Annotated in this window: 22 protein-coding genes; 2 read left to right on the forward strand and 20 right to left on the reverse strand. The window is 70.5% G+C overall.

Annotated elements, in window-relative coordinates; translation table 11 throughout:
- Positions 1-19: 19 nt before the first annotated feature.
- From ADX84_RS03510 to ADX84_RS03540, 7 genes are read right to left on the reverse strand one after another with little or no spacing between them, the layout of a single operon-like run.
- Positions 20-1,135, reverse strand: coding sequence for a DegT/DnrJ/EryC1/StrS aminotransferase family protein (locus tag ADX84_RS03510; protein ID WP_049567358.1), 1,116 nt, complete (start codon positions 1,133-1,135; stop codon positions 20-22).
- Positions 1,132-2,166: a radical SAM protein gene (locus tag ADX84_RS03515; RefSeq protein WP_049567362.1), complete on the reverse strand. Its 1,035-nt coding sequence runs from the start codon at positions 2,164-2,166 to the stop codon at positions 1,132-1,134. The genes ADX84_RS03510 and ADX84_RS03515 overlap by 4 nt, the downstream gene beginning before the upstream one ends.
- On the reverse strand, positions 2,156-2,866 hold the full coding sequence (locus tag ADX84_RS03520; protein ID WP_049567366.1) for a thymidylate kinase: 711 nt from the start codon (positions 2,864-2,866) through the stop codon (positions 2,156-2,158). The genes ADX84_RS03515 and ADX84_RS03520 overlap by 11 nt, the downstream gene beginning before the upstream one ends.
- A gap of 55 nt (positions 2,867-2,921) precedes the next feature.
- Positions 2,922-3,452 carry a phosphoribosyltransferase gene (locus ADX84_RS03525; RefSeq protein WP_049567369.1) on the reverse strand — a complete coding sequence of 177 codons (531 nt, stop codon included), beginning with the start codon at positions 3,450-3,452 and terminating at the stop codon, positions 2,922-2,924.
- Complete coding sequence (gene folE / locus ADX84_RS03530) at positions 3,449-4,090, reverse strand: GTP cyclohydrolase I (RefSeq protein WP_053107245.1); 642 nt, start codon at positions 4,088-4,090, stop codon at positions 3,449-3,451. Before folE ends, ADX84_RS03525 begins: the two co-directional genes overlap by 4 nt.
- A gap of 46 nt (positions 4,091-4,136) precedes the next feature.
- The gene (locus tag ADX84_RS03535; protein WP_049567373.1) at positions 4,137-4,856 is read right to left on the reverse strand and encodes a 7-carboxy-7-deazaguanine synthase QueE; all 720 of its coding nucleotides are present in this window, start codon (positions 4,854-4,856) and stop codon (positions 4,137-4,139) included.
- Positions 4,853-5,266, reverse strand: a complete 414-nt coding sequence (locus tag ADX84_RS03540; protein ID WP_049567377.1) for a 6-carboxytetrahydropterin synthase — start codon at positions 5,264-5,266, stop codon at positions 4,853-4,855. Before ADX84_RS03540 ends, ADX84_RS03535 begins: the two co-directional genes overlap by 4 nt.
- 234 nt (positions 5,267-5,500) lie before the next feature.
- Here ADX84_RS03540 and ADX84_RS03545 point away from each other — a divergent pair, with 234 nt between their 5' ends.
- Positions 5,501-6,781 (forward strand): helix-turn-helix transcriptional regulator, encoded by a 1,281-nt coding sequence (locus tag ADX84_RS03545; protein ID WP_049567380.1) that lies wholly within the window; start codon positions 5,501-5,503, stop codon positions 6,779-6,781.
- Positions 6,782-6,939: 158 nt separating this feature from the next.
- On the opposite strand, the gene ADX84_RS03550 is transcribed toward ADX84_RS03545, so the two are convergent.
- The 9 genes from ADX84_RS03550 to ADX84_RS03590 all read right to left on the reverse strand — a co-directional run bounded on the left by ADX84_RS03550 (position 6,940) and on the right by ADX84_RS03590 (position 16,216).
- Complete coding sequence (locus tag ADX84_RS03550) at positions 6,940-7,707, reverse strand: ABC transporter permease (RefSeq protein ID WP_049567384.1); 768 nt, start codon at positions 7,705-7,707, stop codon at positions 6,940-6,942.
- Positions 7,704-8,615, reverse strand: a complete 912-nt coding sequence (locus tag ADX84_RS03555; RefSeq protein WP_049567387.1) for an ABC transporter ATP-binding protein — start codon at positions 8,613-8,615, stop codon at positions 7,704-7,706. The genes ADX84_RS03550 and ADX84_RS03555 overlap by 4 nt, the downstream gene beginning before the upstream one ends.
- Positions 8,612-9,064, reverse strand: coding sequence for a type II toxin-antitoxin system RatA family toxin (locus ADX84_RS03560; protein ID WP_082206277.1), 453 nt, complete (start codon positions 9,062-9,064; stop codon positions 8,612-8,614). The genes ADX84_RS03555 and ADX84_RS03560 overlap by 4 nt, the downstream gene beginning before the upstream one ends.
- A gap of 109 nt (positions 9,065-9,173) precedes the next feature.
- The gene (locus tag ADX84_RS03565; protein ID WP_049567394.1) at positions 9,174-9,635 is read right to left on the reverse strand and encodes a hypothetical protein; all 462 of its coding nucleotides are present in this window, start codon (positions 9,633-9,635) and stop codon (positions 9,174-9,176) included.
- 198 nt (positions 9,636-9,833) lie between these two features.
- Entirely contained in the window at positions 9,834-11,078 is a 1,245-nt protein-coding gene (locus ADX84_RS03570; RefSeq protein ID WP_199776461.1) for an aspartate aminotransferase family protein, read from the reverse strand.
- Positions 11,065-12,294, reverse strand: coding sequence for an acyl-CoA dehydrogenase family protein (locus ADX84_RS03575; protein WP_049567400.1), 1,230 nt, complete (start codon positions 12,292-12,294; stop codon positions 11,065-11,067). The genes ADX84_RS03570 and ADX84_RS03575 overlap by 14 nt, the downstream gene beginning before the upstream one ends.
- On the reverse strand, positions 12,291-13,304 hold the full coding sequence (locus ADX84_RS03580; protein ID WP_049567402.1) for an SDR family oxidoreductase: 1,014 nt from the start codon (positions 13,302-13,304) through the stop codon (positions 12,291-12,293). The genes ADX84_RS03575 and ADX84_RS03580 overlap by 4 nt, the downstream gene beginning before the upstream one ends.
- Positions 13,305-13,313: 9 nt before the next feature.
- Complete coding sequence (locus ADX84_RS03585; protein ID WP_049567405.1) at positions 13,314-14,327, reverse strand: hypothetical protein; 1,014 nt, start codon at positions 14,325-14,327, stop codon at positions 13,314-13,316.
- A 617-nt stretch (positions 14,328-14,944) separates the two neighbouring features.
- Positions 14,945-16,216, reverse strand: coding sequence for an XRE family transcriptional regulator (locus ADX84_RS03590; protein WP_049567407.1), 1,272 nt, complete (start codon positions 16,214-16,216; stop codon positions 14,945-14,947).
- Positions 16,217-17,232: 1,016 nt separating this feature from the next.
- On the opposite strand from ADX84_RS03590, the gene ADX84_RS03595 reads away from it, so the two are divergent.
- A complete protein-coding gene (locus tag ADX84_RS03595) occupies positions 17,233-17,550 on the forward strand; it encodes an antibiotic biosynthesis monooxygenase family protein (RefSeq protein WP_049567409.1) in 318 nt (105 codons plus the stop codon).
- Between the two features lie 280 nt (positions 17,551-17,830).
- Here the strand turns inward: ADX84_RS03595 and ADX84_RS03600 are convergent, their stop codons facing one another.
- From ADX84_RS03600 to nirB, 4 genes are read right to left on the reverse strand one after another with little or no spacing between them, the layout of a single operon-like run.
- A complete protein-coding gene (locus ADX84_RS03600; protein ID WP_049567411.1) occupies positions 17,831-18,520 on the reverse strand; it encodes a sirohydrochlorin chelatase in 690 nt (229 codons plus the stop codon).
- Positions 18,521-18,560: 40 nt separating this feature from the next.
- Positions 18,561-19,700 carry a uroporphyrinogen-III synthase gene (locus ADX84_RS03605; RefSeq protein ID WP_369801051.1) on the reverse strand — a complete coding sequence of 380 codons (1,140 nt, stop codon included), beginning with the start codon at positions 19,698-19,700 and terminating at the stop codon, positions 18,561-18,563.
- Positions 19,701-19,729: 29 nt separating this feature from the next.
- The gene (gene nirD, locus ADX84_RS03610; protein WP_049567416.1) at positions 19,730-20,092 is read right to left on the reverse strand and encodes a nitrite reductase small subunit NirD; all 363 of its coding nucleotides are present in this window, start codon (positions 20,090-20,092) and stop codon (positions 19,730-19,732) included.
- Positions 20,089-22,599, reverse strand: coding sequence for a nitrite reductase large subunit NirB (gene nirB, locus ADX84_RS03615; RefSeq protein ID WP_049567418.1), 2,511 nt, complete (start codon positions 22,597-22,599; stop codon positions 20,089-20,091). The genes nirD and nirB overlap by 4 nt, the downstream gene beginning before the upstream one ends.
- Positions 22,600-22,601: the final 2 nt, after the last annotated feature.

A 22,601-nucleotide genomic window follows, 5' to 3' on the forward strand; every position in this document is an offset into this window, starting at 1 on the left:
GGCGGGGACGGGTCGTGCTTCACCCGGTCCACGCGGCGGCCTCGCGGGCGATGACGTCGGCGCGGTGGTCCAGCACCGGTTCGGTGTCGGACTCGGTCACGATCACGGCGAGCGTGTGGTCGAGGATCTCGGCGGCGCCCCGGCACGGCGCGCCGGGTTGGTCGGTGAACATGGGTCTGGTGTCACAGGGCACGAGCCGGAAGCTGCCGGTGGAGTTGGGCACGCCCCGCTCGGCCAGGTGCTCGGCGAAGGCCCGGGGGCGGGGCAGGTCCAGGCGCAGGAGCGGGGCGTAGGCGTTCCACTCCTCGCCGGGCGACGGGACCAGGGGACGCAGTCCGGGTGTCCCCTCCAGGGCGTGCAACAGGCGCTGGGTCTGCGCGCGGCGACGCTCCACCAGTGCGTCCAGGAGGTGGAGGTTGGCGCGGGCAATCGCCGCCAGTGGAGCGGCCAGGCGGGTGTTGGTCGCCAGACGGCTCTGCGGCGCCTGGCCCTTCGGAGGCGGCTGCCAGTGGCTGCGCGACGCGCGCGCGTGCTCGGAGATCCCGGGGTCCCGGGTGACCAGGAAGCCGCCCTCACCGCTCCACACGACCTTGCCGTCCTTCATGCTGAAACAGCCCACCGTGCCGACCGTGCCCGCACACCGGTGGTCGCGGACGGTGCCGATGGCCTGGGCGGCGTCCTCGATGACGGCGAGCCCGTGCGCGGAGGCGAAGGCGGTCAGGGCCGCCGGATCACCCATCCGGCCCCACAGGTGCACGGGCAGGACGGCCCGGGTACGCGGGGTGACCTTGCGGGCCGCGTCGTCGTAGTCCAGGTCGAGGTCGGCCACGTCGCTGTCGACGAACACCGGACGCGCCCCGAGCGCGGCCAGGGGGGCCACGGTCATGACCACGCTCAGCGCGGGCACCAGGACCTCGTCCCCCGGTCCCACGCCGAGGGCCGACAGCCCGGCGTGCAGGGCCGCGGTGCCGGAGGAGACCGCCACCACGTGCTCGGCACCGAGGGCTGAGGCGAGTTCGCGTTCCAGCTCCGTCACCGTGCTCCCGCCGCTGGGGTCGGGCATCTGTTCCAGGACGGGGCCGAGGTGTGTGGCGATCAGCCGTGCGCGGTCGGGCACGGTCGGGAGCCCGGTCATGGCGCCTCCGTGCTCAGTATCCGCGGCATGTCCAGCACCAGGGGCCACATGTTCACGCAGTCCCTGCTGAACTGGTCGCAGTCGTTGCACTTGGGCCGTTCGGCGAAGAGGGTGCGTGCGTCGGCGCCACGGATGGAGCGCCGCCGCTCGGGGGGTGTGGCGGCGATGCGCCGGTCGGAGGGGCAGTCCCACACCGACCCGTCGGGCTGGACGAAGAACAGCCGCGCTCCCCCGAAGCAGCCCGCCACCCGCCCGCTGTCGTGGGTGGAGATCGCCTCCAGGAACCGCCGCGCGTACGAGGGGTCGGGCAGGGTCAGGCCGGACGGGTCGGCGTAGAGGTCATCGAGCTGATCGGCCACGTCCGCCACGTCCGACGGGCGGTGGGCGTGCTTCTCGAAGAGGGCGTGGTCGGGTGCCAGGGAGATCGGTTGGGGAACGTAGTAGTCCACGCCCAGGTCCGCGGCCAGGCGGGCCACGTCGCCGATCTCCTGGGGGCGGGAGCGCATGACCACGGTGTAGATCCCCACCCTCGGGGCGGCCCGGCCCTCCCGTGCCGCCAGCAGGGCCCGGATGCCCTGGAGGACCTGGTCGTAGCCGAACCGGCCCGAGCGTGAGGGCCGCAGCAGGTCGTTGGTCGGGGCGTCGGCGCTGTCGAGGGAGACCGACACGCCGTCCACGCCGAGGGCGACGAGGCCCTCGACGATGTGGGGCCGGGTGAGCGGTATGGCGTTGGTGGCGATCACCACCTGGCAGCCCGCCTGCTTGATGAGCCCGATCACCTCCAGGGCGCCGGGCCAGTCCAGGGGTTCGCCCCCGGCGATGACCACCCGTTCGACCGGTGAGTCGGCCAGGGTACGGGCGAAGGCGGTCAGTTCCCGGCCGGACAGGTCGTTGCGCGACAGGTGCGACAGGACTCCGAGCTGGTCGGGTGGAGCGTCCTTGTGCTCCTCGATGGTCCCGAAGTAACAGTGGGGGCAGGCGAAGGCGCACGGGCTGCGCAGGCCCCACAGCAGGGTGACGTCACGCGACATGGGCGACCTCCCGCGTCCGGATCAGGTCCCGCACGCTCTGTTCGACGGCCTCGGCGCTTTCCTGCGGGGACAACCCGGTGGTGTCCACGACGGTGTAGCGGTCGGGCTCCCCTGCCGCGAGCACACGGTAGAGCTCCTCGGCCCGATGGATCACGTCCAGGTCCCGGGGCTCGAGCGTGCGGCCGACGCGCGCGGCGAACCGGTCCGTGCAGACCGCCCGGTCGCCGGTGAGCCACACCGTGGCGTCCGGGAGCCGGGACCAGGCGCGCGCCGTGGCCAGCACGTACCGGGCCAACCGGGCGGGGTCCTCCTCGCCGTAGTGGGCGGCCAGGATCGCCGCCTGGCACACCGCGACCGAGTCCGGGCCCCGGTCCTCGAGGATCACGTCCACCCCGGGCAGGTGCCGGTCGGCGAGCCGTTCGGTCTCGCGGACCTTGAGGGCGAGCAGGGCGAGGGTCTCGGCGACCGGGTGGCCCGTGCGCAGGTACACGTCCCCCTCGGCCGCCAGTGCGGCGGTGACCCGGCCGGGCAGGGTCTCCTCGGACCGGTCGGTGAGTTCGTCGAGCAGTAGGCACCGTTCACCCAGCGTGGTGGCCAGGGACCGGGCCACGGTGGTCTTGCCGACGCCGTTGACGCCCTCGATGCTGACCCACAACGGGCGCGGGTGCGCGGGTTCGGCGCGGATGACAGGAGCGGTCATGGCTTCCTTCGGCGGGTAGGGGGCGGGCCGCTGGCCGCCGGGTCCGTGCGGGGGTTCAGCCCTCATTGATGCCGCCCTCCCAGGGAAAGACCACCCACCCGCGGGTGTTCTCCCCGATGTAGGTGATGGTCGCCTCGGCGGGTGCGGAGCCGGCCCAGTTGTCGTTGTTGACCGCGCACACCGCCGTGCGCACCCGGGCGGCACCCGCCTGGGAAACCAGGCGCACCGTCGCCGCCAGGGTGTGACCGGTGCCCGCGACGTCGTCGACGATCAGTACGTCCTGGCCGGTCAGGTCGCCCAGCGACCCCGGGTTGACCGCCACCGGCTCGGGGGTCTTGGCGGCGTGCCGGCTGTCGTCTGCGGTGTGGGTGACCTCGACCGTGCGCACGTCGCGCAACCGGAGGCGGTGGGAGAGCCACACCGCGGGGGTGGCTCCGCCGCGCAGTACGGCCACCACGACCTGGGGGGCGCCGTCCACCCGGACCTGCTCGGCGACGTGGTCGACCATCTCCCCGATCCGGTGCCACGTCAGGTGCACGACCGCCCGGTCCTGATCGGTGCGGGTCGGGGTGCTGTGCTGGCTCATGCGGCTCCCCGGGGGGCGGCGGTCAGGGTGAGGAAGCGCTGGGCCAGCGCCGGATCGCCGTCCAGGCGCCCCCGGTGTTCCAGCGTGGTGGTGCGGGCCGCTTCCATACGTACGCCCCGCATGCTCATGCACAGGTGGGTGCCGTGGACGGCGACCGCCACGTCCGGGGTTCCCACGGCGGCGGCGACCCTGTCGGCGACCTGCCGGGTGAACCGCTCCTGGACGTGCAGACGCGCCGCGCACTCGCGGGCGATGCGCCCGAACTTGGACAGACCCAGTACCTGGTCACCGGGCAGGTATCCGGTGGCCACCTCCAGGCGCATCGGGAGCATGTGGTGTTCGCACAGCGACCACACGCTCATTCCCGAGACCACGACCAGTTGGCCGCTCACCTGGGACTCGGCGAAGCTGGTCTCCATGTTGGCGGCATCCGGTGAGAGGAAGTCGCGGTACCAGGTCGCGACCCGGCCCGGAGTGTCGGCCAGGCCCTCCCTGCCGGGGTCCTCACCGAGCGCCGACAGGAGCTGGCCGACCAGGTCGGTGATGCGGTCGACGTCAACAGGCGGCGACGTTCGGGAGTCGGCTTCGGGCAGCGGGGGTGGGCTCTGTTCGGGGGGCGAGCTGAGGGTGTGCGTCACAGGGGCCTCGCTTCCAAGGGGTCCGGGCAGAACGGAGTGGGCGGGGTCAGCGGCCCCGGGTCTGGGCGAACGCCATGACGTGCAGGCGCTGGGCCAGGTGCCATCGGCGCGCCGCGACGGAGTCGGCGAGAACGCGCGTGGTCGCGATCAGCTCCTCCGGAGTGGCGCCCTCAGGCATCACCCAGATCGGGGCCAGGCCGTACCGTCCGGTGAGGGCGTCGATCTCGTCCAGGTCCGCCTCGGTGCGGGCGACGAACTTGAACACCGCTCTGCCGCTGGCCGCGAAGGCCCGCAGGGTCTCGGGGACGAGACGTCGGTCCTCGGCGACGCCGGAGTTGGCGAGCTTGGGGCTGACGTTGAACCGCACGCCCTCAACCAGCAGTTCCGGGTCGGGGGTGATGGTGCCGTTCGTCTCGAACTCCACGCGGTTGCCTCGGGCCAACAGGCCCCGCACCAGCGGGACCAGGGGCCGTTGTTGGATCAGGGGCTCGCCGCCGGTGATGACGACCAGTTCCACCCGCGAACCGTGCGCCCACGCCAACAGCTCCTGAACCGTCTGCCGCGAGGACTCCGCGCGCAGGTCGAACCGGGAGGTGTCCCAGGTGTAGGGGGTGTCGCACCAGGTGCAGGTGAGGTTGCACCGCGACAGTCGGATGAACAGGGCCGGAACTCCGCAGCTCGGGCCCTCCCCCTGGAAGGTGGGCCGCTCGACCCCGAAGCGCTCGGCGACGAGCAGTCCGGGCCCGTCCACGCGTTCGGGGCTCATGTGCGCTCCACGTCGAAGCGCGCCCAGCTGCGCGTGGTCTCCCGGACGCGGACGGCGACCAGTCGGCCGGGCAGCTCCGGTTCGACGTGGTGGATGAACCACCCGGCCAGGTACCCGGCCAGGTTCTCCGAGGTCGGCTCGAAGGGGAGGACGTCGTTCAGGTAGTGGTGGTCGAGCTCGGTGTCCAGATACGCCTTGAACGGCGCGAGGTCTCCGAAGTCGGTGACGAACCCGGGCCCGGTCAGGGCCGGGGCGGTGAGGATGACCTCGACCTGGTAGCTGTGTCCGTGCTGGCGTGAGCACTTGTGGCCGGGCGCGAGGCCCTCAAGGCGGTGCCCCGCCTCGAAGTCGAAGGTCTTGCCGATGGTGTGGGTCCCTGCGGGGGGCGAGACGACGGTCTCGTCTGGCATGGGCGTCCTTGTTCTCTCGTGGGGCCACCACCCCTGGCCGTGGCCGGTCGGGGTCGTGGGCCTCGGGCAAGGTCGTTCGCTGACATCGGGGGCGGAACCGGCGGTGTCCCCTCCGGCCCCGGAGGCGCAGGTCGGAGAGGTGCCCGATTCGTCATTTCGAGTACAACCCCGCGGCCTCCCGAGGACAATGGCGAGAGCCGATCCAGCACCGATTCCACAGCGGAGGCGCCCTGCATGTCCGATCGACTGCGCGACGAGATGCGGCAGGAGCGCCGCGCATCGGGACTGGTCTGGGCTCGGTTCGCACGCGAGGCGGGGTTCAGTGCCACCTATCTGCGCAACATCGAGAACGGAAACAGGGCGTTGACTCCCGAGGTGGCCAGGGCCTACGACGGGGTGCTGAGCACGGGCGGCCGCTTCACCAGGGCCCTGCACGACCCCACCCCCGGCACCTGTGGGCTGGTCTGGGAGCGACCGGAGAGCATGGCGGTACTCACCGGCCTGTTGAAGGGCGGGCACGTGGACCGGCGCGAGCCCCTCACCGTGGCGCAGGCCCTGTCGGTCTCGGCGAGCAGCTGGGCCAGGGCGCTGGAGTCGGCGCCCCGAGAGCCGCTCGACGTCCCCGGCGGTCCGGGGCTCCTGGCACACATCGGAGACCGACTCGACCACCTGCGCCACCTGGACGACAAACTCGGCAGCGGCGACGTGCTGCACCTGGCCCGCGGCGAACTGGCGCTCATCATCAAGCTGATCCGTTCGGGCCGCTACAACGGAGCCACCGTGACCCGCCTGTACGCGATGGCCTCCGAGGCCTCGCGACAGGTGGGATGGGCCGCGTTCGACCAGGGCAAACCGGGCTTGGCGGGCCGGTACTTCGACGGCGCGCTGCGCGCCTCGGCCGAGGCCAACGACCCCGTGGGCGGTGCCTACGCCGCTTCGTTCGCCGCGATCCAGTGCTATTCCACGGGACCGGGCGACCGGGCGGTGAACCTGCTGGAGGTCGCACACGCGCAGGTGCGGGGTAGGGCCACCCCGCGTATGCACGCCATGCTCGCGGCCCGCACCGCCCGCGCGCTGTCCACGACCGGGGCGAAGCGGGAGTGCGCGCGCCAGCTCCACCTGGCGCGTACGGCGTTGGACCAGGGCCGACATGAGGACGATCCCGAGGTCCTGTACTGGGTGGACCACGGCGAGATCGAGATGATCGCGGGGTCGGCCGCCCTGAGTCTGGGCGACCCGGCCGAGGCCCTGCGCCGTTTCGAGGCCGCCATGGCCGCCGCCTACCCCGGGGACACGGAGTTCCCGCGTAGCCACGCGATCTATCTGGTGCGTGCCGCGGAGGCGCATCTGGCCCTGGGGGACCTCGACGCGGCGGTCGCCACCGCACGCCACGCGGCCCGGTGCCTGAGCTCGGTCGACTCGGTTCGATCAGCCTCCGAGCTCAGGGGGCTGCGCGAGAAGCTGCGGGCCCACACCTCGTACACGGCCGTGCGGGAGCTCCTACAGAGCGAGTAGCTCCCGTCGCAGCAGCCGTTGGAGCAGGGGTCGGGCACCGTCCGGATGGTCGGGACCCAGGGTCCGGCGGGACCACGCGGCCGTTTCGTCCGTTGGTCTCTCACCTCCGAAGGGCACGACTCTCAGGATCTCCCAGGGATCCAGGGAACTCGAAACGCTCACGACCTGAACTCCTTGTCGACCCTCGTGGACACGCGCCAGAAGGCGATCATGGCGAACACGAAGGAGAAGGCGAGAAGGCACACCACCGGCGGCACGACCTGACGCAGGTCGCCGCCGCCGACGATGACCTCGCGCAACCCCGTGATGGCCCAGTACACGGGGGTGACCGTGGCCAGGGCCTGCACCCAGGAGGGCATCAGGTCGATCGGGACCAGAGCGCCCCCGACAACGGTCCACAGGAGAGTGACCACCCGGTCGTAGGCGAACGCCTGGCTACGAGAGCGTGCGAGTGCGCACAGCGCCAGGGAGAAGGAGACGACGCACGCCGCGACTCCGACCAGAAGCACGACCAGGGCGACCACGCTCCCCCGCACGTTCAGGCCGAGCAGCAGCCACCCCACCAGGAACAGCACCGAGGACTGCATGAGGACCAGAGTCCCGCCCAGGAGCACCTTTCCGCCGAGGAGATCCCTGGCGGAGAGACCGGAGACCCGCACCCGCTTCCAGGTGTTCAGCTCGAACTCACGGAAGATGGACTCCTTGATGACCCCGCCCATGAAGAAGGAGAACATCAGAGCCATACCGGGAACCGAGAAGTCCGCACCGCTCGCGTCGTCATAGCCGAACTGGGACGTGACGACGGCGTACAGCGGCGCCGTGAAGGACATCAGCAGGCAGGGCGTCAGAAGCAGGGTCACGAACGGCACCGGATCCCGGCGCAACCAGATCAGGTCGTGTCGGAGAACGGACAGTGCGTTGGTCACCGGCCTGGCTCCGTCTTCAGGATGTTGAAGTAGGCGGACTCCAGGTTGGCCCTGGAGATGTCCACGGAGCGCAGTCGATCGCGCTCGACACCCACCAATTCGACGGCCTTGATGATGTCGATGGCGGGATCCGACGTCGGAAGGCGGAGGAGGTCGTCGTCCACCCTCGCCCCGGGCCAACTCATCGTTGGCGGGGATCCGTCGAACTGGAGAACGAGTTCACTTCTGGCATGCCGGGACACCAGGTCTCCCACGCGGCCCTCGTCGAGGAACCTGCCCCCGCAGAGCACGGCGACACGAGCGTCGAGCTCCTCGATCTCTCCGAGGTAGTGGGAGGTGTAGATCACGGTGGCCCCGTCCCGGGCGATCGAGGTCACCAGGCGCAGCAGATCGCGTCGGGTTTCGGGGTCAGCTCCGACGGTGGGTTCGTCGAGCAGGATGATCTCCGGCTTGTGCACGAGTGCGCACCCCGCATGCAACCTGCGTCGCTGTCCTCCCGACAGGTTCCGAACCAGGGTGCGACGAAGCCCGGTGAGGCCGAGAGCCTCCATGACGGCTTCGACCGACGCGCGTAACTCACCACGGCGGACTCCGCCCAGGGTTCCGAAGTACCGAAGGTTCTCAACGACGGTGTGGGTCGGATAGACGGCCGTGTCCTGGGCCGCCAGACCGATCCGACCGCGCACGGCCTTCGGATGCGCCCCCACGTCGACACCGAGGACGCGTACCCGACCGGCGCTGGGCGAGGTGACTCCGGCGATGACGGAGAGCAGGGTCGTCTTCCCGGCTCCGTTGGCACCCAGTATCGCCAGGATCTCACCGCGCCCGACAACGAGGTCGACGCCGCTCAGCACCTGCTGCTCACCGTAGGACTTGGTGAGTCCCTCCACCCGCAGGCTCGGCGTCATACGCCGACCCGTCGGCCCAGCGAGAGCAGCATGTCCGACGAGTTGCGCTCGATCGCCCGAGCGGCCACGGGCTCCAGCATGGGCTTGAGCATCGCCACGCCGATCTCGAACTCGACCTCGAGCGTGGCCTCGGTCACTTCGTCGTCGACCCGGACCACCTGCCAGAATCCCTGGAACACCTCCAGGTCGCCGGATTGCTGGGTGTAGTCGATACGCCAGCGCTCCGGGTAGCGGATCTCCCTCTCGACCCACTTGAGTACGGACCCCTTGATCTGCACCTCCCACTCGGTCACGACCTCGACCTGGCCGTTCTCCAGAGCGGACTCGGACAGCACGCTGGTGCTGATCACCGATTCCATGAACCTCGGGTACGACGCGACGTCACACACCAGGTCCCAGACCTTTTCCGCCGACACCTGCAAACGCTCGGTCACTGTCACAATCGGCATGGACGCTTCCTTTTCATGGAGATCGGCTCACTTGACGGGGAACGAGGGGTCGAGCCGCTCGAGCTGGCGGGTTTCCGGGAGGTCCGGGCGCGGCGGTCGGGCATGCTGCCTAGAGTGGCTTCGTCCAGTCGCTGGGAAGCAGGGGCGGGAGTCCAAGGGAGTCGACGGTTTCGGTCCACCCCCGGACCAACCGGAGCCCTCCGAACATTCCTTGGGGGGAACGGAGCTCGGGCAGGTTCTCGTCCACGCCGAGCCCCCTCTGCACCAGACCGGCCCACTCCTCGAGTCGAGCCAGCCAGGAATCGGCCCCTGAGGGGTCGCTGGCGAGTTCGTTCGCCTCGTGGACGAGTGCGAACCCCTGGACGCGGAGCGGTTCCGGCGCACAACTGATCTGGTCGAGGGCCCCGCCGTTCTCCTGCCAGAAGGGCTCACCCCCGAACTCGAGCCCGCTCACCTGGAGACTCGCCAGAACCAGCTGCCGGGTCTGCGCCGCCACCATCCGCCACTGGCCAGCGCGTACTCCACCGGCGATGTCCTCCAGGGATCCCTGAATGATCACCAGTGTGATCACCGCACCGTGACTGGTTCGGCAGACGTGGGACCGCAGCCCACTCGTACTTCGAACACTCATATGACTCCTGTTCGGAAAAGTAGGCCATGGCATGACAGCCGGGCGGAGGAGAACCCCGCCCAGGCCAAGGGGGACTGCCTCCTCCGGGCCGGTGACCCTCAGGCGCTTCGCGCCGACGGCAACGGGACCGCGAAGGAGTCAGGCAAGCTCTCTTTCCACTCTCGCGGCCGCGATGTCCAGCCTCCGCCCCAGGAACTCCAGTTCGTCGGCGTCGATGAAGGCGGACGGCGTCAATCGCAGCACGGTCGGAGTGGTGAGACACATCGTCAGCAGCACACCCTCGGTCAGGGATTCCCGCATCAGTTCGGCCGTGACATCCGCCTTTCGGCAGTGCAGGCCCAGCATGAGGCCGCGCCCGGTCACGGCGGAGAACAACGTGGGCCAATGGGAGACGAGCCGGTCCAGGATCTCCCTCAGCGACTCACCCGCACGCCTGACCTTTGTCGGGACGTCCAGCTCGGCGATGACCTCCAGCGCACCGAGAACGGCGGCCGACGCCAGGGGGTTTCCGCCGAACGTGGAGGTGTGCAGCAGTGGATCGAGGTCGTACGGACGGAACGCGTCCTCGGTGGCGATCACCGCCGAAGCCGGCATGACACCGCCTCCCAGCGCCTTCCCGCTGAGCAGGATGTCGGGGAGCACGCCGAGACCCTCATGAGCCCACAACGTTCCGCACCGCCCGAGACCGGACTGGATCTCGTCGAAGACCAGCAGGCTGCCCGATCGAGTGCACGCCTCCCGCAGGACCGCCGCGTACTCCCGTTCGAGCGGATACATGCCGCCCTCGCCCTGTACGGGTTCGGCGAACACGGCGGCCGGCCGGTGGCGTTCGATCAGATCGGCGGCCACGGCGGCGTCGTCGCGTGGAAGCCTCACCACCTCCGGCAACAACGGGCCGATTCCCTGTCGGAACGCGCGTGCGTCGGTGAGACTCAGCGCGCCGGTGCTCTTGCCGTGGAAGGAGCCGGAGAGGTGCGCCAGGGGTGTCCGCCCGGTGCGGGCTCTGGCGAGTTTCAGCGCGGCCTCCACTGCTTCGGACCCGGAGTTCAGAAGAAGCACCTTGGACAGGCCCGGTGGTGCCGCCCCCGCCAGCGCGGCCGCCGCACGGGCGTTGACCGGGTTGGGAAGGGTCCTGCTGGCACCGGCCATGAGGTCCAGCTGCCGGGCGACCGCGCCGACCGGCCCGGGGTGCCCGTGGCCGAGGAGGAACACCCCGAAGGAACCGACGTCGAGATAGCGGCTGCCGTCCCGGCTCGTTATCCACTGCCCCTTCCCCGAGACCTCCGGGTCGACGGCCCCCATGATGTTGTGGAGGAACGACCGACCGGAGGACTGGTGGGTACGGATGAGATCGACGGGTTCGAGCATGTCAGTGGTCTCCAACCGGCTTCTCGTCCAGCTCGAAACCAAACGGAAAACCGAGGGCCCAACGCCCCAGGAGCTGTCGTGTGGCGAACCGGGTGGGCGGGTGGTAGCGGGCCGCCTGGGCGTCTCGCAGGAGCCGCGCCACCTTGCCGTTCGCCGAGTACGACCCCACGCCGACGAGTTCGGCCGCCATCGCCACGGCGGTGGTCGCCAGCTGGGCCGTCTGCTGCTTGAGGGCCAGCGCCGAGGGGATCAGGGCACGCGGATCGGTGCCCTTCTCGCCCAGTTGACGCGCGAGTCCCGCACAGGCCCATTCCATCGGCAGCACCAGGGACATGATGTCGCCGAGTGCTCCCTGGAAGGAGGGGAGCTGCGCCCGTGACGCGTTCAGGTGCGTGATCCGGGACTTCTGGAGAGCGGCGCGGGACTCGTCGACGGCCGCCGAGATGACACCCAGGTAGGACGCGGTCGAGGCGACACAGAACCAGGCGATGCCGGCGGCGAAGACCTCGTCGCTCTGGGATCCTGGCTCCGTCCGATGGAAGACCAGGTCATCGGAGAACCTGCATTGTTCGAACCGCACGGAGTCCGACTCCGTCGCTCTCATCCCGAGGGTGTTCCAGGTGCGTTCCGTCCGGATTCCGGGACTCCTGGTCGCGAGCAGAGCGACCATCAGGGCGTCCTCCCCGTCCTGCTCGTCCATCATCTGCAGACAGAGCAGGTCACTGCGCTCCGCCAGCGAGCAGGGCACCTTGAGTCCGTCGAGGATCCAGTCCTCACCGGATCTACGGGCGACGCAGTTCGACCGCGTGAGCGCTCCGGCGAGTCCGGGCTCCGCGAACGCGTTGCTCACGATCCGCTGCTGACTGGCGATCGCCTCCAACAGCATCCACGCCTCGTCGTGGTTGCGGTTCCAGTGCTCGACGACGACCCCGACCGAGAAGAGGTGCATGCTCGTGGCGATCGCCAGCGCGGGATCAGCCGCCCCGATCCGACGCTGTACCGCGCAGCACTCCTCGACTGTCGCTCCCTGCCCCTCGAAGTCCCGAGGGACGGGCAGGCCGAAGTATGCGGCCTCACGCAGGACATCGATGCTGCGATCCGCCAGTCTGCCGGACCTGTCGTTCTCCTCGGCGTGGGTGGCGAGTTCGTCGATGCTGCCCTGCGAGATCAGATGCGACGTGTCCGACCAGGCAGAAACCCTCGCGGCTTCGAAGGCGTACGCGTCCGTCATACCTGCTCCTTGACCGTCCAGGGCTGTGGGCTTCGCATCGCCAGGCCGGGCAACCGCTCGGCCCAGCTCCGCACGATGGCGGGCAGGGCGGCTTCAATGGGATCGACGTACCAGTTCACGCCGATCGGATCGACCCGGGAGAGGTAGGGAATGAACTCGCTGAGCAGGTCGATGGTGTGCAGTTGGAGATCGGAGAGGTGGGGCCTGGCGAAGGGAAAGTAGAAACGGTTCCACTGGTCAGGTGTGATGAAGGTGGGCGCCTCCAGTTCACCCGCTCCGCGCTCGACTCTCCATTCGTTCAGCGAGGCGAAGGCGAGATCCCAGATCTCCCCCGCGGGTGCCGCGTGTTCCGCGCGGCCCAGAACTACGGGACGTGCGGCGGGCCCCCCGTCGGCGATCGCCAGCACACACTTGGCGACGTCGCAGGTGGTGACGGCCTCGAAGCCGGCGTCCGGCTCTCCCACGAGCACGGGGAGGGCTCCGGTCACCGATGCCTGGAGCAGGGAGTAGAGCCCGCTCCGTCTCCTGACCACTCCGTCCGAACGGCGTCCAAGGATCAGTGGGGGGCGGACGATGCTCGCCGAGTAGCGTTCCCGTGCTTCTCGCTCCGCCGCGGCCTTCGACCATTCGTACGTGTTGCGGTAGTCATGGAGGGAGTCGGAACGTGTGTCCCCTCGCAGGCCGATCGAATACGCGGTGGAGATGTGGATGACGTGCGTCCCCCGGCCCACCAGCGGAGCCAGCGCCGCGACGGGTGCCAGGTTGCCACTGACCGCCTCGTCCTGGGGAAGGTTCCAACGCGGCCGGGCGGCGGCGTGCACGATGACCTGCCACTGCCTGTCCAGTCCCGCGGGCGGTGGCTCCTTGCCCATGCGCCAGGCGGTACTGGTGTCACTCCCCCGCGCCGAACAGCCGACGACGTCCCAACCCGCCGCGCGTGCCTGTTGTACCAGTTCCCAGCCGACCACTCCGGTGGCACCGGTGACCAACATGCTGCGCCGCACGTTCATTCGTCCTCCTCATTCCGGTTGACCTGGGAGCTGTCCCGCCTGCTGTACGCCGAGCCAGAGCATGTCCTCACTGAAGAGCGCCTCGACGTCCGGATCCCACGTCTCAGAGAGGCGATAGGTCCAGGTGCCGGGCTCACCGACGCTGCTTCCCGCTGAGATCGCCGCCGCCCGCAGCCCCCACCGGGAGACCAGGTGTTCCTCCCCGAACGACTCCCAGGTGGTGCCGACCGCCGGTTGCAGGCTCAGGCGCCAGGAGCTCGTGTCGACACCGCCCAGATAGGAGTGGAGCAGTTCCTCCGTGCTCTCGACGTAGCGCGGCACGTCGACTTCGGAGAGCGGAGGACTCAGCGCCTGTTCGTAGGCCGAGAGCGCCTTCGAGTCCCCCAGGCGTTCCAGCTTCTCCCCCAGCCACTTCCATTTGAAGTACGGTTCTCCCTGCGCGACCGCGTGGCGTTCGAGCGCCGCCATGAGCGCGTCGCCCGCCCGGATTCCGGCCACGAGGGGCTTGTGGGGCAGCAGGGCCCTCGCCGCCGCCCGCATGCGGTACGCGTCCACCGCGTGCCAGTCACTCATCCACCCGTGGACTTCGGTCTTCAGGCGCTGCTGCCAGGCGGTCCACCGGTCTGTGCCGAAGAGCGGAAGGCCCAGCCCGTACCTGGTGATGGCGTCGATCGCCTTGCGTTTGGCCCAGATGTCCCCCGGCTTCACCTCCCGCGGGGGCCACGTGTCCGAACCGAGTTCGCGGTGGCTGTCCAGGAGTTGTCGGGCGCCGCAGAGAACCGCGTCGACACGTGCGCCGTTCGGATACGACATCAGCGGAAGCAGGCTGGCCACGTCGTCCTCCACGACGGTGTACAGGTCGAGGTCACTGGTGTCGTTGCCGAATCCGGAGATGACCGATCCCGCGGCGACCACGAGGAGCGGCTCTCCGAACGTCTCGTCGACCTGGTCCAGTACCTGTTGTTCCGTGAGCCCGTGCCGCTTGATGTATTCCTGGTATCTGTCGAGCCTGACATCGCCCATCGACTAGCCCGTTCTGGTTGGTGCGCTCATGAGCTGGCACTGATGTGGATCACGGCGGGTCTGTTGTGACAGCGACCGTTGTTCGTCCAGGACGGACCTGTGGACACGCGTCGGCGGATCCGCGGAAAGGGGACGGAGGGAATCACACTCGCCGAATGGTCCGGCGACCCGCCACTGGTGTCGGAGTTCGTCTCCGGGCTGACCTGCCGGAGCGGGTCGGATCGGTGGCGGTGCACGGCCGACTGGCGAAAGTGCGCTCGCCCCATGGCGCGATCCCCTTGTTCCTGTCGTCGAAGCGGAGGGAAGTTGCACGTGTCCGTCCTCAATCACCGATGGACGACAAGTCTGCATTCGTTTCGACATCGCTGGGGAGGCGTTGTCCGTTGCCTGTTCTTCGGAGATCGCAGACAACGGCCCTTGTTCGCACAGAAACGGCGAAGTCGCAGATAAATGCGACTAAGGGGCATTCCTCCACGAGCGAGGACATCCCAAGGCCGGACGGCGCCCTTCGGGTCGGCCGTTCTCCGCTGCTGCAACGGTGGGCACCACCGCGCGGCACCTCCCCCTCCCGTGTCCCGCACAGAGGCCGGTGCTGAGTCGCCACACCTGCGAGCGGCCTACACAGGTCCGTCGCGCCGCTCCGACTTCACCGCGCCCGCCCGTTCGATCGCGAAGGCACGGTGCAGGGCATCGAAGGAGAACCACCCGTCCCGGTACCGGATCAGGTGCAGGTCGGCCAGTTCGGACAACAGCTCCTCGGCCGCCGACTGTCCGGTGTCCAGGAGTCTCGCGGCGTCGCGGGCCGTGCACCACCCCTCGGTGCGGGTACCCAGCAGCCTGAAGGCCCGGGTGGCCTCTTCGGTCAGCACCTCGTACGACCCCAGCAGCAGGGACCGCAGGGACGTGGAGTCGTCACCGCCCGTGGAGAAGAGCCGCAGCATCGCGGCGCTCTCCCAACGGCAGGGGCTGTCGTAGAACTCCGGGTTCATGTTCCGCCGGGAGGCGATGCGGACGAGCAGGGGTACGTGCCCGCACGCGTCGAGGTACTCGGGCCTTTGGGCCAGGCGGCTCTCGGGGTCGAGGGTGGCCAGGAGTTCCAGACTCTCCTCGGGATCCATGGGCGGGACGTGAAGGCGCAGCGCACCGTCTCTGACGAGCAGGCCCGGCATACGGCTACGGCTGGTGACAACGGTCATGCAGCCGGGACTGGCGGGCAGGAGGGGGCGCACCTGCTCGGGCCGGGTGGTGTTGTCCAGGACGATCAGCATGCGTTTTCCGGTGAGCAGGCTACGGAAGCGAACCCCCAGTTGCTGCGCGTCCCTCCCCTTCAGAGCCGCGCCCGAATCGCCCAGGTCGTGGAGGAAACGGTGGAGCACCTGCTCGGCGGTGAGGGGCGAACCACCCTGCCGGAACCCGTTCAGGTCCGCGAAGAGGGTGCCGTCGCGAAACCTCTCCGCCGCGACGTGCCCCCAGCGCAGTACCGTCTCGGTCTTGCCGATCCCGGCGGGTCCGTCGACCAGGACGAGCGGGGAGCCTCGATACCGCCCGTCGGAGCTTTCCGGGCACATTCCGTCGAGTCGCCGAAGGAGATCGACCCGCCCGACGAAGTCGGTGACCGAACGCGGGAGCTGCCGCACCGTGGGAGCCGTCATGGCCTGTTTCACGCGGCGCGGAACGCTCATGGCGATACGGACGAGACTGCCCTCGCCACCCAGCGCCACGTCACAGTGCCGGGCCAGGTCCGAGGTCGGCTGCTTCTTGCCGTTCTCCACCCGGCTGAGATGGCTCTTGCTGTAGTTGACCAGGCGCGCGAGGTCTCCGAGGGACAGGCCCTGACGGCTCCGCATCGTCCTCAACGCGGGGCCGAACTCCACGGGTTCCACGCTCACCGGCCTCCCACGCTCCAACCGAAGGCCCCGGAGCGGGTTCCGCCTGTTCCCGCGCGGCCTCGCGGCACCGCGTCCGAAGAGTCGTGTTCCATCCGCCGTCCTCTCTCCGTGCAAAGCGTTGCGCTGCGGGACACCGGCCGGGCCCCAGCCACTCGTCCCACCGGCCAGGGACCGTGGAAAGGGTGGGCCAGCGAAGCCGGGTTCGGATCGAGGCGACCCGCGCGGTCCGGGTGTCGCGGCCGTCGGGTTCCGAGCGGACGGGTGGACCACTGGAGCCCGCGCGGGCGTGCCCGGATCGCCTCGCAGGTGGGGGGATGAGAGAGCCCCCGCGCGGGCCCGGGGGCCGGTGGTCAGGACCAGCGTGCGCGGGTCCTGGTCGGCGAGCGGTTGAACCTCGGTGGTCTGTCCGCCCCGGGAGCGTCCGTTGACCGCAGGCCCGTCCGGTTCGTTCCGGGCCGTGCCCCTCTTCTGGCGGCACCCGCGAGGCGTCGCCGAGCCGGGAACGGGATCCCGTCGACGGCCTCGCGCTGATCGACCCACGTCTGGCCCCTGAGTGCGTCGGTGGGCGGGGACGGGGCGAGCAGGGCCCACGCGGCATCGGTGTGTTCATGACGACCAGGCACGTCAACCAGGATGCCAGGCGGGCTCCCGCCCCACTCCCACTTCCAGGAAACAGGCGCCGGGTGTTGGAGAGCGGGTCCTGGTCACCACGGGTCGGCTCGGTGCGGGGGCTTCGCGTTAGTGAGGTGCTTCGCGACGATCTGGTGTTGTCCGGTGCCTCTGGATGGACAACCCCGAGACGGACGGCCGGTTCGACCGACTTTGCTCCGTGGTGCCTCACCGCACGCGTACGACACACCATTTCAGGGCCAGTCGTTTGCAGTACACGCACCCTACGCTGGGATGACTGTGAGGCGGGCCACGGTGCGAAGCCGCGCGCCGACACCACGAGACCGATGGTGACCCGCGAGCCGTGGTGTCCGCCGCCCGAGCCGTCCAAGTGAGGTATCCCAGCCATGCCCGTGATCAGCACCGACCGCGACGGCGTCGCCCTCGTCAACACCTTCACCGTCGAGCCCGAGAACCACGAGCGGCTGCTGGAGATCCTGCGCGAGGCGACGGATGACGTCATGCGCCACCTCCCCGGGTTCGTCTCGGCGAGCGTGCACGCCAGCCTCGACGGCACCCGGGTGTGCAACTACGCCCAGTGGAGCAGTGAGGAGGCCTTCCGGGCGGCCATCGCCCACCCGGACTCCAAGCCGCACTTCGCTGCCTGCCAGGCGATAGCGAGCTCCGACTCGGCCCTGTACCAGCTGCGCTTCACCGAGGGGTGAGCTGAGCCCCGCCTCCACCCCAGGGGACATGCGCGCCGGACGGGACCACGGTTCCGGGCCCCTGTGCCGAGCGAGCTTGGAGCGCCGGTCCGACCCTCGAGCGCTGACCGAACGGCACCGACGCGGTGGTCGACCCCTCGCTGTTCCCGGCGGTGCAGGTGTCCGCCCCGAACCTTCGACGACCGGCCCGGGGTCCCGGGGCACGCCGGGACCCCGGGCCGACCACGCCTTCGCTGGGAGGTCGACCAGGAGTCCCGCGCCGCGTGACGCCAGCGGTCGCTCAGGCGGGCTGGCTGATAGCGGCCCGTTGGTAGCGGGCCACCACGGCGTGGGAGATCGCCGGGTCCGGGCACAGGGGGTCGGCCACCAGGTCGGCGCCCGTGTGGGCCAGCCGGTCATGGAACAGGCCCGGAGCCAGCAACCAGGTCGCCACGGCCACCCGCCGGTGGCCCCGCTCGCGCAGCTGGGCGACCCTTTCGGTGACGGTGGGCCTTCCGGTGGCGATGAAGGCCACCTCCACCGGGGCCGCCAGGCGTCGTGACAGGCGGGAGGCGGCCTGACGCAGTTCGGCACCGGCGTGGGGGTCGGAGGTTCCGGCGCAGGCCAGCACGACGGCGTCGCCAGGGCGGTGTCCGGCGGCGACCAGGCGGCGCACGGCGGTGTCCAGGACCGCGGGATGGTCGCCCAGAGCCGGGGTGACGACGGCGTCGGCGCGCCCGGCCTGGGCGAGCTGGTGTGGGATGTCGGTGCGCACGTGGTAGCCCGAGGCGAGGAACGCGGGCACGACCACCAGGGGGCCCGGGGTCCGGGCCGCGACCTGGCCGACCGTGGGTGTGCGCACGTCGGCGAAGGCCAGCCTGGTGGGCTGGCTGACCAGTTCGGCCACGTCGCGGGCCAGGGTTCGGGCGACGGCGGTGCCGTGGGGGTCGCGGGTGCCGTGGACGGCCAGGATCAGGGTGTCTCGGTTCATCGCGTGGCGGGCGCGCCCGCCCCGTCCTTCCTGGTGCGGATCAGGCGGTGCAGTCGGGTGTGTCGAGTGCCAGCCGGTAGCCGCGCTTGACCACGGTCTGGACGATCCTGGGGTCGCCCAGGGCGGTGCGCAGCCGGGCCACGGCCGTCTCCACGGCGTGGGCGTCGGCGTCCTCTCCCAGGCAGGTGAGCAGGCGGGCCCGGTCGAGGACCTGTCCGGGGCGGTGGGCCAGGGCGCGCACGAGCCGCATCAGTGTGGGCGAGAGCGTGCGGACGGTGCCGTCGACCAGGACGGCGTGGCCGCGCAGGCGCAGGCGGTGTCCGGCCACGGTCAGGGCGGGGAAGCGGCCGGGCAGTTCCTCGGAGAGCTTGCGGACCTGGGAGCCGATGCGGGCCCGCTCGGGCCACACCGTGGGGATGTCGTGGGCCATGAGCGGCCGGGCGGTGACCGGCCCCACGCACATGGCCAGGACGTCGCCGCGCAGGGCGCGGACGAGGCCGCCCTGGTGACCGGTGGTGTGGGCGCGTGCGAGCAGTCCGGCGGCGGCGGGCGCGCTGGTGAAGGTGACCGCGTCCACTCCCCCGCTGGTGACGGCCTCGATGAGCCGGTCCAGGGCGGCGGTGTCCTCGGGTTGGGTCCAGCGGTAGACGGGCACCTCGACCACGTCGGCTCCGGCCATGCGGAGCGCGGCGGTGAAGTCGGGCAGGGGTTCGCCGTGCAGCTGGATGGCCACGCGCAGGCCCTCGACGCCCTGGTCGAGCAGGTGGTCCAGCACTTCGGCGGAGGACTCCGAGGGCGGTGACCACTCCTCGGTGAGTCCGGCCGCGCGGATGGCGCCGCGGGCCTTGGGGCCGCGGGCCAGCAGGCGTGAGGCGCGCAGGCTGGCCAGGAGCTGTTCGGCGGTGCCCCACGTCTCACATGCCTCGACCCAGCCCCGGAAGCCGATGCCGGTCGTGGCCACGACGACGTCGGCGGGGCGTCGGGCGAGTTCCTCGGAGACCGAGGCCAGGCGCTGGTCGTCGCTGAGCGGCACGATGCGCAGGGCGGGCGCGGCCACCACCTGGGCGCCCTTGCGGCGCAGCAGGGCGCTGAGCTCCTCGGCGCGGCGGGCCGCGGTCACGGCCACGGTGAAACCGGCCAGTGGTGCGGTGGTGGCGGGTTCGGCGGCCTGGGCCGGGATGGTGTCCTCGGGAACGGCGGGGACGGGGTTCACGGTGTTCCCTCCTCCGTGGCGATCTGCACGGTGGCGCCGCGCTGGCGAACGGGCCAGGTGGTCAGGTGGGTGTCCTCGTCGTCCAGGCCGTGCCCGGTGCGCAGCGAGAAGACGTTCTTGAGCATGGGTGAGGCGACGGTGGGTTCTCCGGCCCTGTCGCCGACGATCCCGCGTGAGATGACGGCGGCTCCGGTTCGGGGGTCGATGTTGTCCACCGCGTACAGGTGGTGGTCGCGGGTGCGGAACAGGGCGGCCTGTCTGCCGTCGGGGAGCAGTACGGCCACTCCGTCTTCGACGCGCAGCAGGTGCGCGGGGCAGACGTCGGTCCAGGTGGTGGCCGGGGCGGTGGTGACGGTCATCGGGTGGCCTCCTGGGGTCGGCGGGCGGGCATGCCCAGGTTCACGGACGAGGTGTCGGGTACGCGCTGGTCACGGGTGGTGGTGAAGCTGATGGTGGGGTCGGGGGTGTGGGGGGCGTTGGCGAAGGAGACGAACCGGGAGAGCTTGTCCGGGTCGGCCAGGACCGCAGCCCACTCGTCGGCGTAGGAGGCCACGTGGCGGTCCATGGCCTCCTCCAGTTCGGCGGCGATACCCAGTGTGTCGTGGACCACGACGTCGCGCAGGTGGTCCAGGCCGCCTTCGAGGGACTCGATCCACGGCGCGGTGCGCTGGAGCCGGTCGGCGGTGCGCACGTAGAACATCAGGAACCGGTCGATGTAGCGGATGAGGGTCGGCTCGTCCAGGTCCGCGGCCAGGAGTTCGGCGTGACGGGGGGTGAAGCCGCCGTTGCCTCCCACGTACAGGTTCCACCCCTGGTCGGTGGCGATGACTCCGAAGTCCTTGCCCCGGGCCTCGGCGCACTCGCGGGCGCATCCGGAGACGGCGGACTTGAGTTTGTGCGGTGAGCGCAGACCCCGGTAGCGCTCCTCCAGGCGGATGGCCAGGCCCACCGAGTCCTGGACGCCGTAGCGGCACCAGGTGGTGCCCACGCAGGACTTGACGGTGCGCAGCGACTTGCCGTAGGCGTGCCCGGACTCGAACCCGGCCTCCACCAGGCGCGCCCAGATGGCGGGCAGCTGTTCGAGGCGGGCGCCGAACAGGTCGATGCGCTGGCCCCCGGTGATCTTGGTGTAGAGGTCGAAGTCGCGTGCGACCTCTCCGATGACGATGAGCTTGTCGGGGGTGATCTCGCCGCCGGGGATGCGCGGCACGACCGAGTAGGTGCCGTTGCGCTGGATGTTGGCCAGATAGCGGTCGTTGGTGTCCTGGAGGGTGGCCTGTTCACCCTCCAGGATGTGCCCGTTGCCCAGGGAGGCCAGGATCGAGGCGACGGTGGGCTTGCAGATGTCGCATCCGTGTCCGCTGCCGTGGGCGGCGATCAGTGCGGAGAAGGTGGCGGTGCCGGTGGCCCGGACGATCTCGACGAGTTCGGCGCGCGACTGGGGGAAGTGCTCGCACAGGGCCCTGGACTGCTCGATGCCGGACTGGGCAAGGATCTGTTTGAGCACGGGTACGCAGGAGCCGCAGCTGGTGCCCGCCCGGGTGCAGGCCTTGAGGGAGGGGACGTCGTGGTTGCCGCAGGCGACGGCCCGGGTGAGGTCGCCCTTGGTGACGGCGTTGCACGAGCAGATCTGGGCGGAGTCGGGCAGGGAGTCCGTGCCCAGGTCGGCGGTGCCCTCGGGGGTGATCAGGGTGAGCGGGTCCCCGGGCAGGGGTGATCCGACCAGGGGGCGCAGGGTGGCGTAGGCCGAGGCGTCTCCGACCAGGACGCCGCCGAGCAGCGTGGTGGCGTCGTCGGAGACCACGAGTTTGGCGTAGCGGCCGCCGGCGGCGTCGTTGACGACCACGTCCAGGGCCCCGGGTGTGCGCCCGTGGGCGTCGCCGAAGCTGGCCACGTCCACGCCGAGGAGTTTGAGTTTGGTGGAGGTGTCGGCGCCGGTGAAGGTCGCCCGGCCACCCAGGAGGCGGTCGGCGACGACCTCGGCCATGGCGTTTCCGGGGGCGATGAGGCCGTAGACGGTGCCCTGGTGGTTGGCGGCCTCGCCGATGGCGTGGACGCGGGTGTCGCTGGTGGTGCAGGTGTCGTCGATGACGATGCCGCCGCGTTCGCCGACCTCGAGTCCGGCGGCGCGGGCGAGATCGTCGCGGGGGCGGATGCCGACGGAGAACACGACCAGGTCGGTGTCCAGGTGGGAGCCCCCGTCCAGGACCAGGCGGGCGGCGCGGCCCCCGGGTGAGGCCTCGACGGCCGTCGAGGCGGTGCCGGTGTGGACCCGCACGCCCATGTCGGCGACCAGCGTGCGCAGGAGGGCGGCGGCGCCCTGGTCGATCTGGGCGGGCATGAGGTGGGGGGCGAGTTCGACCACGTGCGCCTCCAGGCCCAGCAGACGCAGGGCGTTGGCGGCCTCCAGGCCCAGGAGTCCGCCGCCGACGACCACTCCCGTGCTGGCGCCCCGGGCGGAGGCGGTGATGGCGTCCAGGTCCTCGATGGTGCGGTACACGTGGCAGCCGGGCAGGTCGTGGCCGGGGACCGGTGGCACGAACGGGGTTGAGCCGGTGGCCAGGACCAGCCGGTCGTAGGGCAGTACGCGTCCGGAGGCGGTGGTCACGGTGCGGGCGGCGCGGTCGACGGCGGTGGCGCGTTCGTTGACGTGCACGTCGACGGCGGGGCCGGAGAGGTCGCCCAGGGACAGGTCGTGGGCGCTGGCGCCGTCGAAGTAGGAGGACAGGGCCACCCGGTCGTAGGCGGTGCGGGGCTCCTCGCCCACGACGGTGACGTGCCACCGGCGGGCGGTGTCGCGGTCACGGAGGGCCTCGACCAGCCGGTGGCCGACCATCCCGTTGCCGATGACGACGAGTTCTTCCATGG

Origin of the sequence: Nocardiopsis sp. SBT366 (assembly GCF_001083815.1) — a bacterium.
Classification (GTDB): domain Bacteria; phylum Actinomycetota; class Actinomycetes; order Streptosporangiales; family Streptosporangiaceae; genus Nocardiopsis; species Nocardiopsis prasina.

What these genes read in the sequence shown, in the direction of transcription:
- ADX84_RS03580 (WP_049567402.1), bottom strand. Translation starts at nt 13,304, where the DNA reads ATGAACGTGCGGCGCAGCATGTTGGTCACCGGTGCCACCGGAGTGGTC.
- ADX84_RS03525 (WP_049567369.1), bottom strand. Translation starts at nt 3,452, where the DNA reads ATGAGCCAGCACAGCACCCCGACCCGCACCGATCAGGACCGGGCGGTC.
- ADX84_RS03515 (WP_049567362.1), bottom strand. Translation starts at nt 2,166, where the DNA reads ATGTCGCGTGACGTCACCCTGCTGTGGGGCCTGCGCAGCCCGTGCGCC.
- ADX84_RS03535 (WP_049567373.1), bottom strand. Translation starts at nt 4,856, where the DNA reads ATGAGCCCCGAACGCGTGGACGGGCCCGGACTGCTCGTCGCCGAGCGC.
- ADX84_RS03545 (WP_049567380.1), top strand. Translation starts at nt 5,501, where the DNA reads ATGTCCGATCGACTGCGCGACGAGATGCGGCAGGAGCGCCGCGCATCG.
- nirD (WP_049567416.1), bottom strand. Translation starts at nt 20,092, where the DNA reads ATGACCGTCACCACCGCCCCGGCCACCACCTGGACCGACGTCTGCCCC.
- ADX84_RS03555 (WP_049567387.1), bottom strand. Translation starts at nt 8,615, where the DNA reads ATGACGCCGAGCCTGCGGGTGGAGGGACTCACCAAGTCCTACGGTGAG.
- ADX84_RS03540 (WP_049567377.1), bottom strand. Translation starts at nt 5,266, where the DNA reads ATGCCAGACGAGACCGTCGTCTCGCCCCCCGCAGGGACCCACACCATC.
- ADX84_RS03585 (WP_049567405.1), bottom strand. Translation starts at nt 14,327, where the DNA reads ATGGGCGATGTCAGGCTCGACAGATACCAGGAATACATCAAGCGGCAC.
- ADX84_RS03510 (WP_049567358.1), bottom strand. Translation starts at nt 1,135, where the DNA reads ATGACCGGGCTCCCGACCGTGCCCGACCGCGCACGGCTGATCGCCACA.
- nirB (WP_049567418.1), bottom strand. Translation starts at nt 22,599, where the DNA reads ATGGAAGAACTCGTCGTCATCGGCAACGGGATGGTCGGCCACCGGCTG.
- ADX84_RS03595 (WP_049567409.1), top strand. Translation starts at nt 17,233, where the DNA reads ATGCCCGTGATCAGCACCGACCGCGACGGCGTCGCCCTCGTCAACACC.
- ADX84_RS03560 (WP_082206277.1), bottom strand. Translation starts at nt 9,064, where the DNA reads ATGCCGATTGTGACAGTGACCGAGCGTTTGCAGGTGTCGGCGGAAAAG.
- ADX84_RS03575 (WP_049567400.1), bottom strand. Translation starts at nt 12,294, where the DNA reads ATGACGGACGCGTACGCCTTCGAAGCCGCGAGGGTTTCTGCCTGGTCG.
- ADX84_RS03520 (WP_049567366.1), bottom strand. Translation starts at nt 2,866, where the DNA reads ATGACCGCTCCTGTCATCCGCGCCGAACCCGCGCACCCGCGCCCGTTG.
- ADX84_RS03600 (WP_049567411.1), bottom strand. Translation starts at nt 18,520, where the DNA reads ATGAACCGAGACACCCTGATCCTGGCCGTCCACGGCACCCGCGACCCC.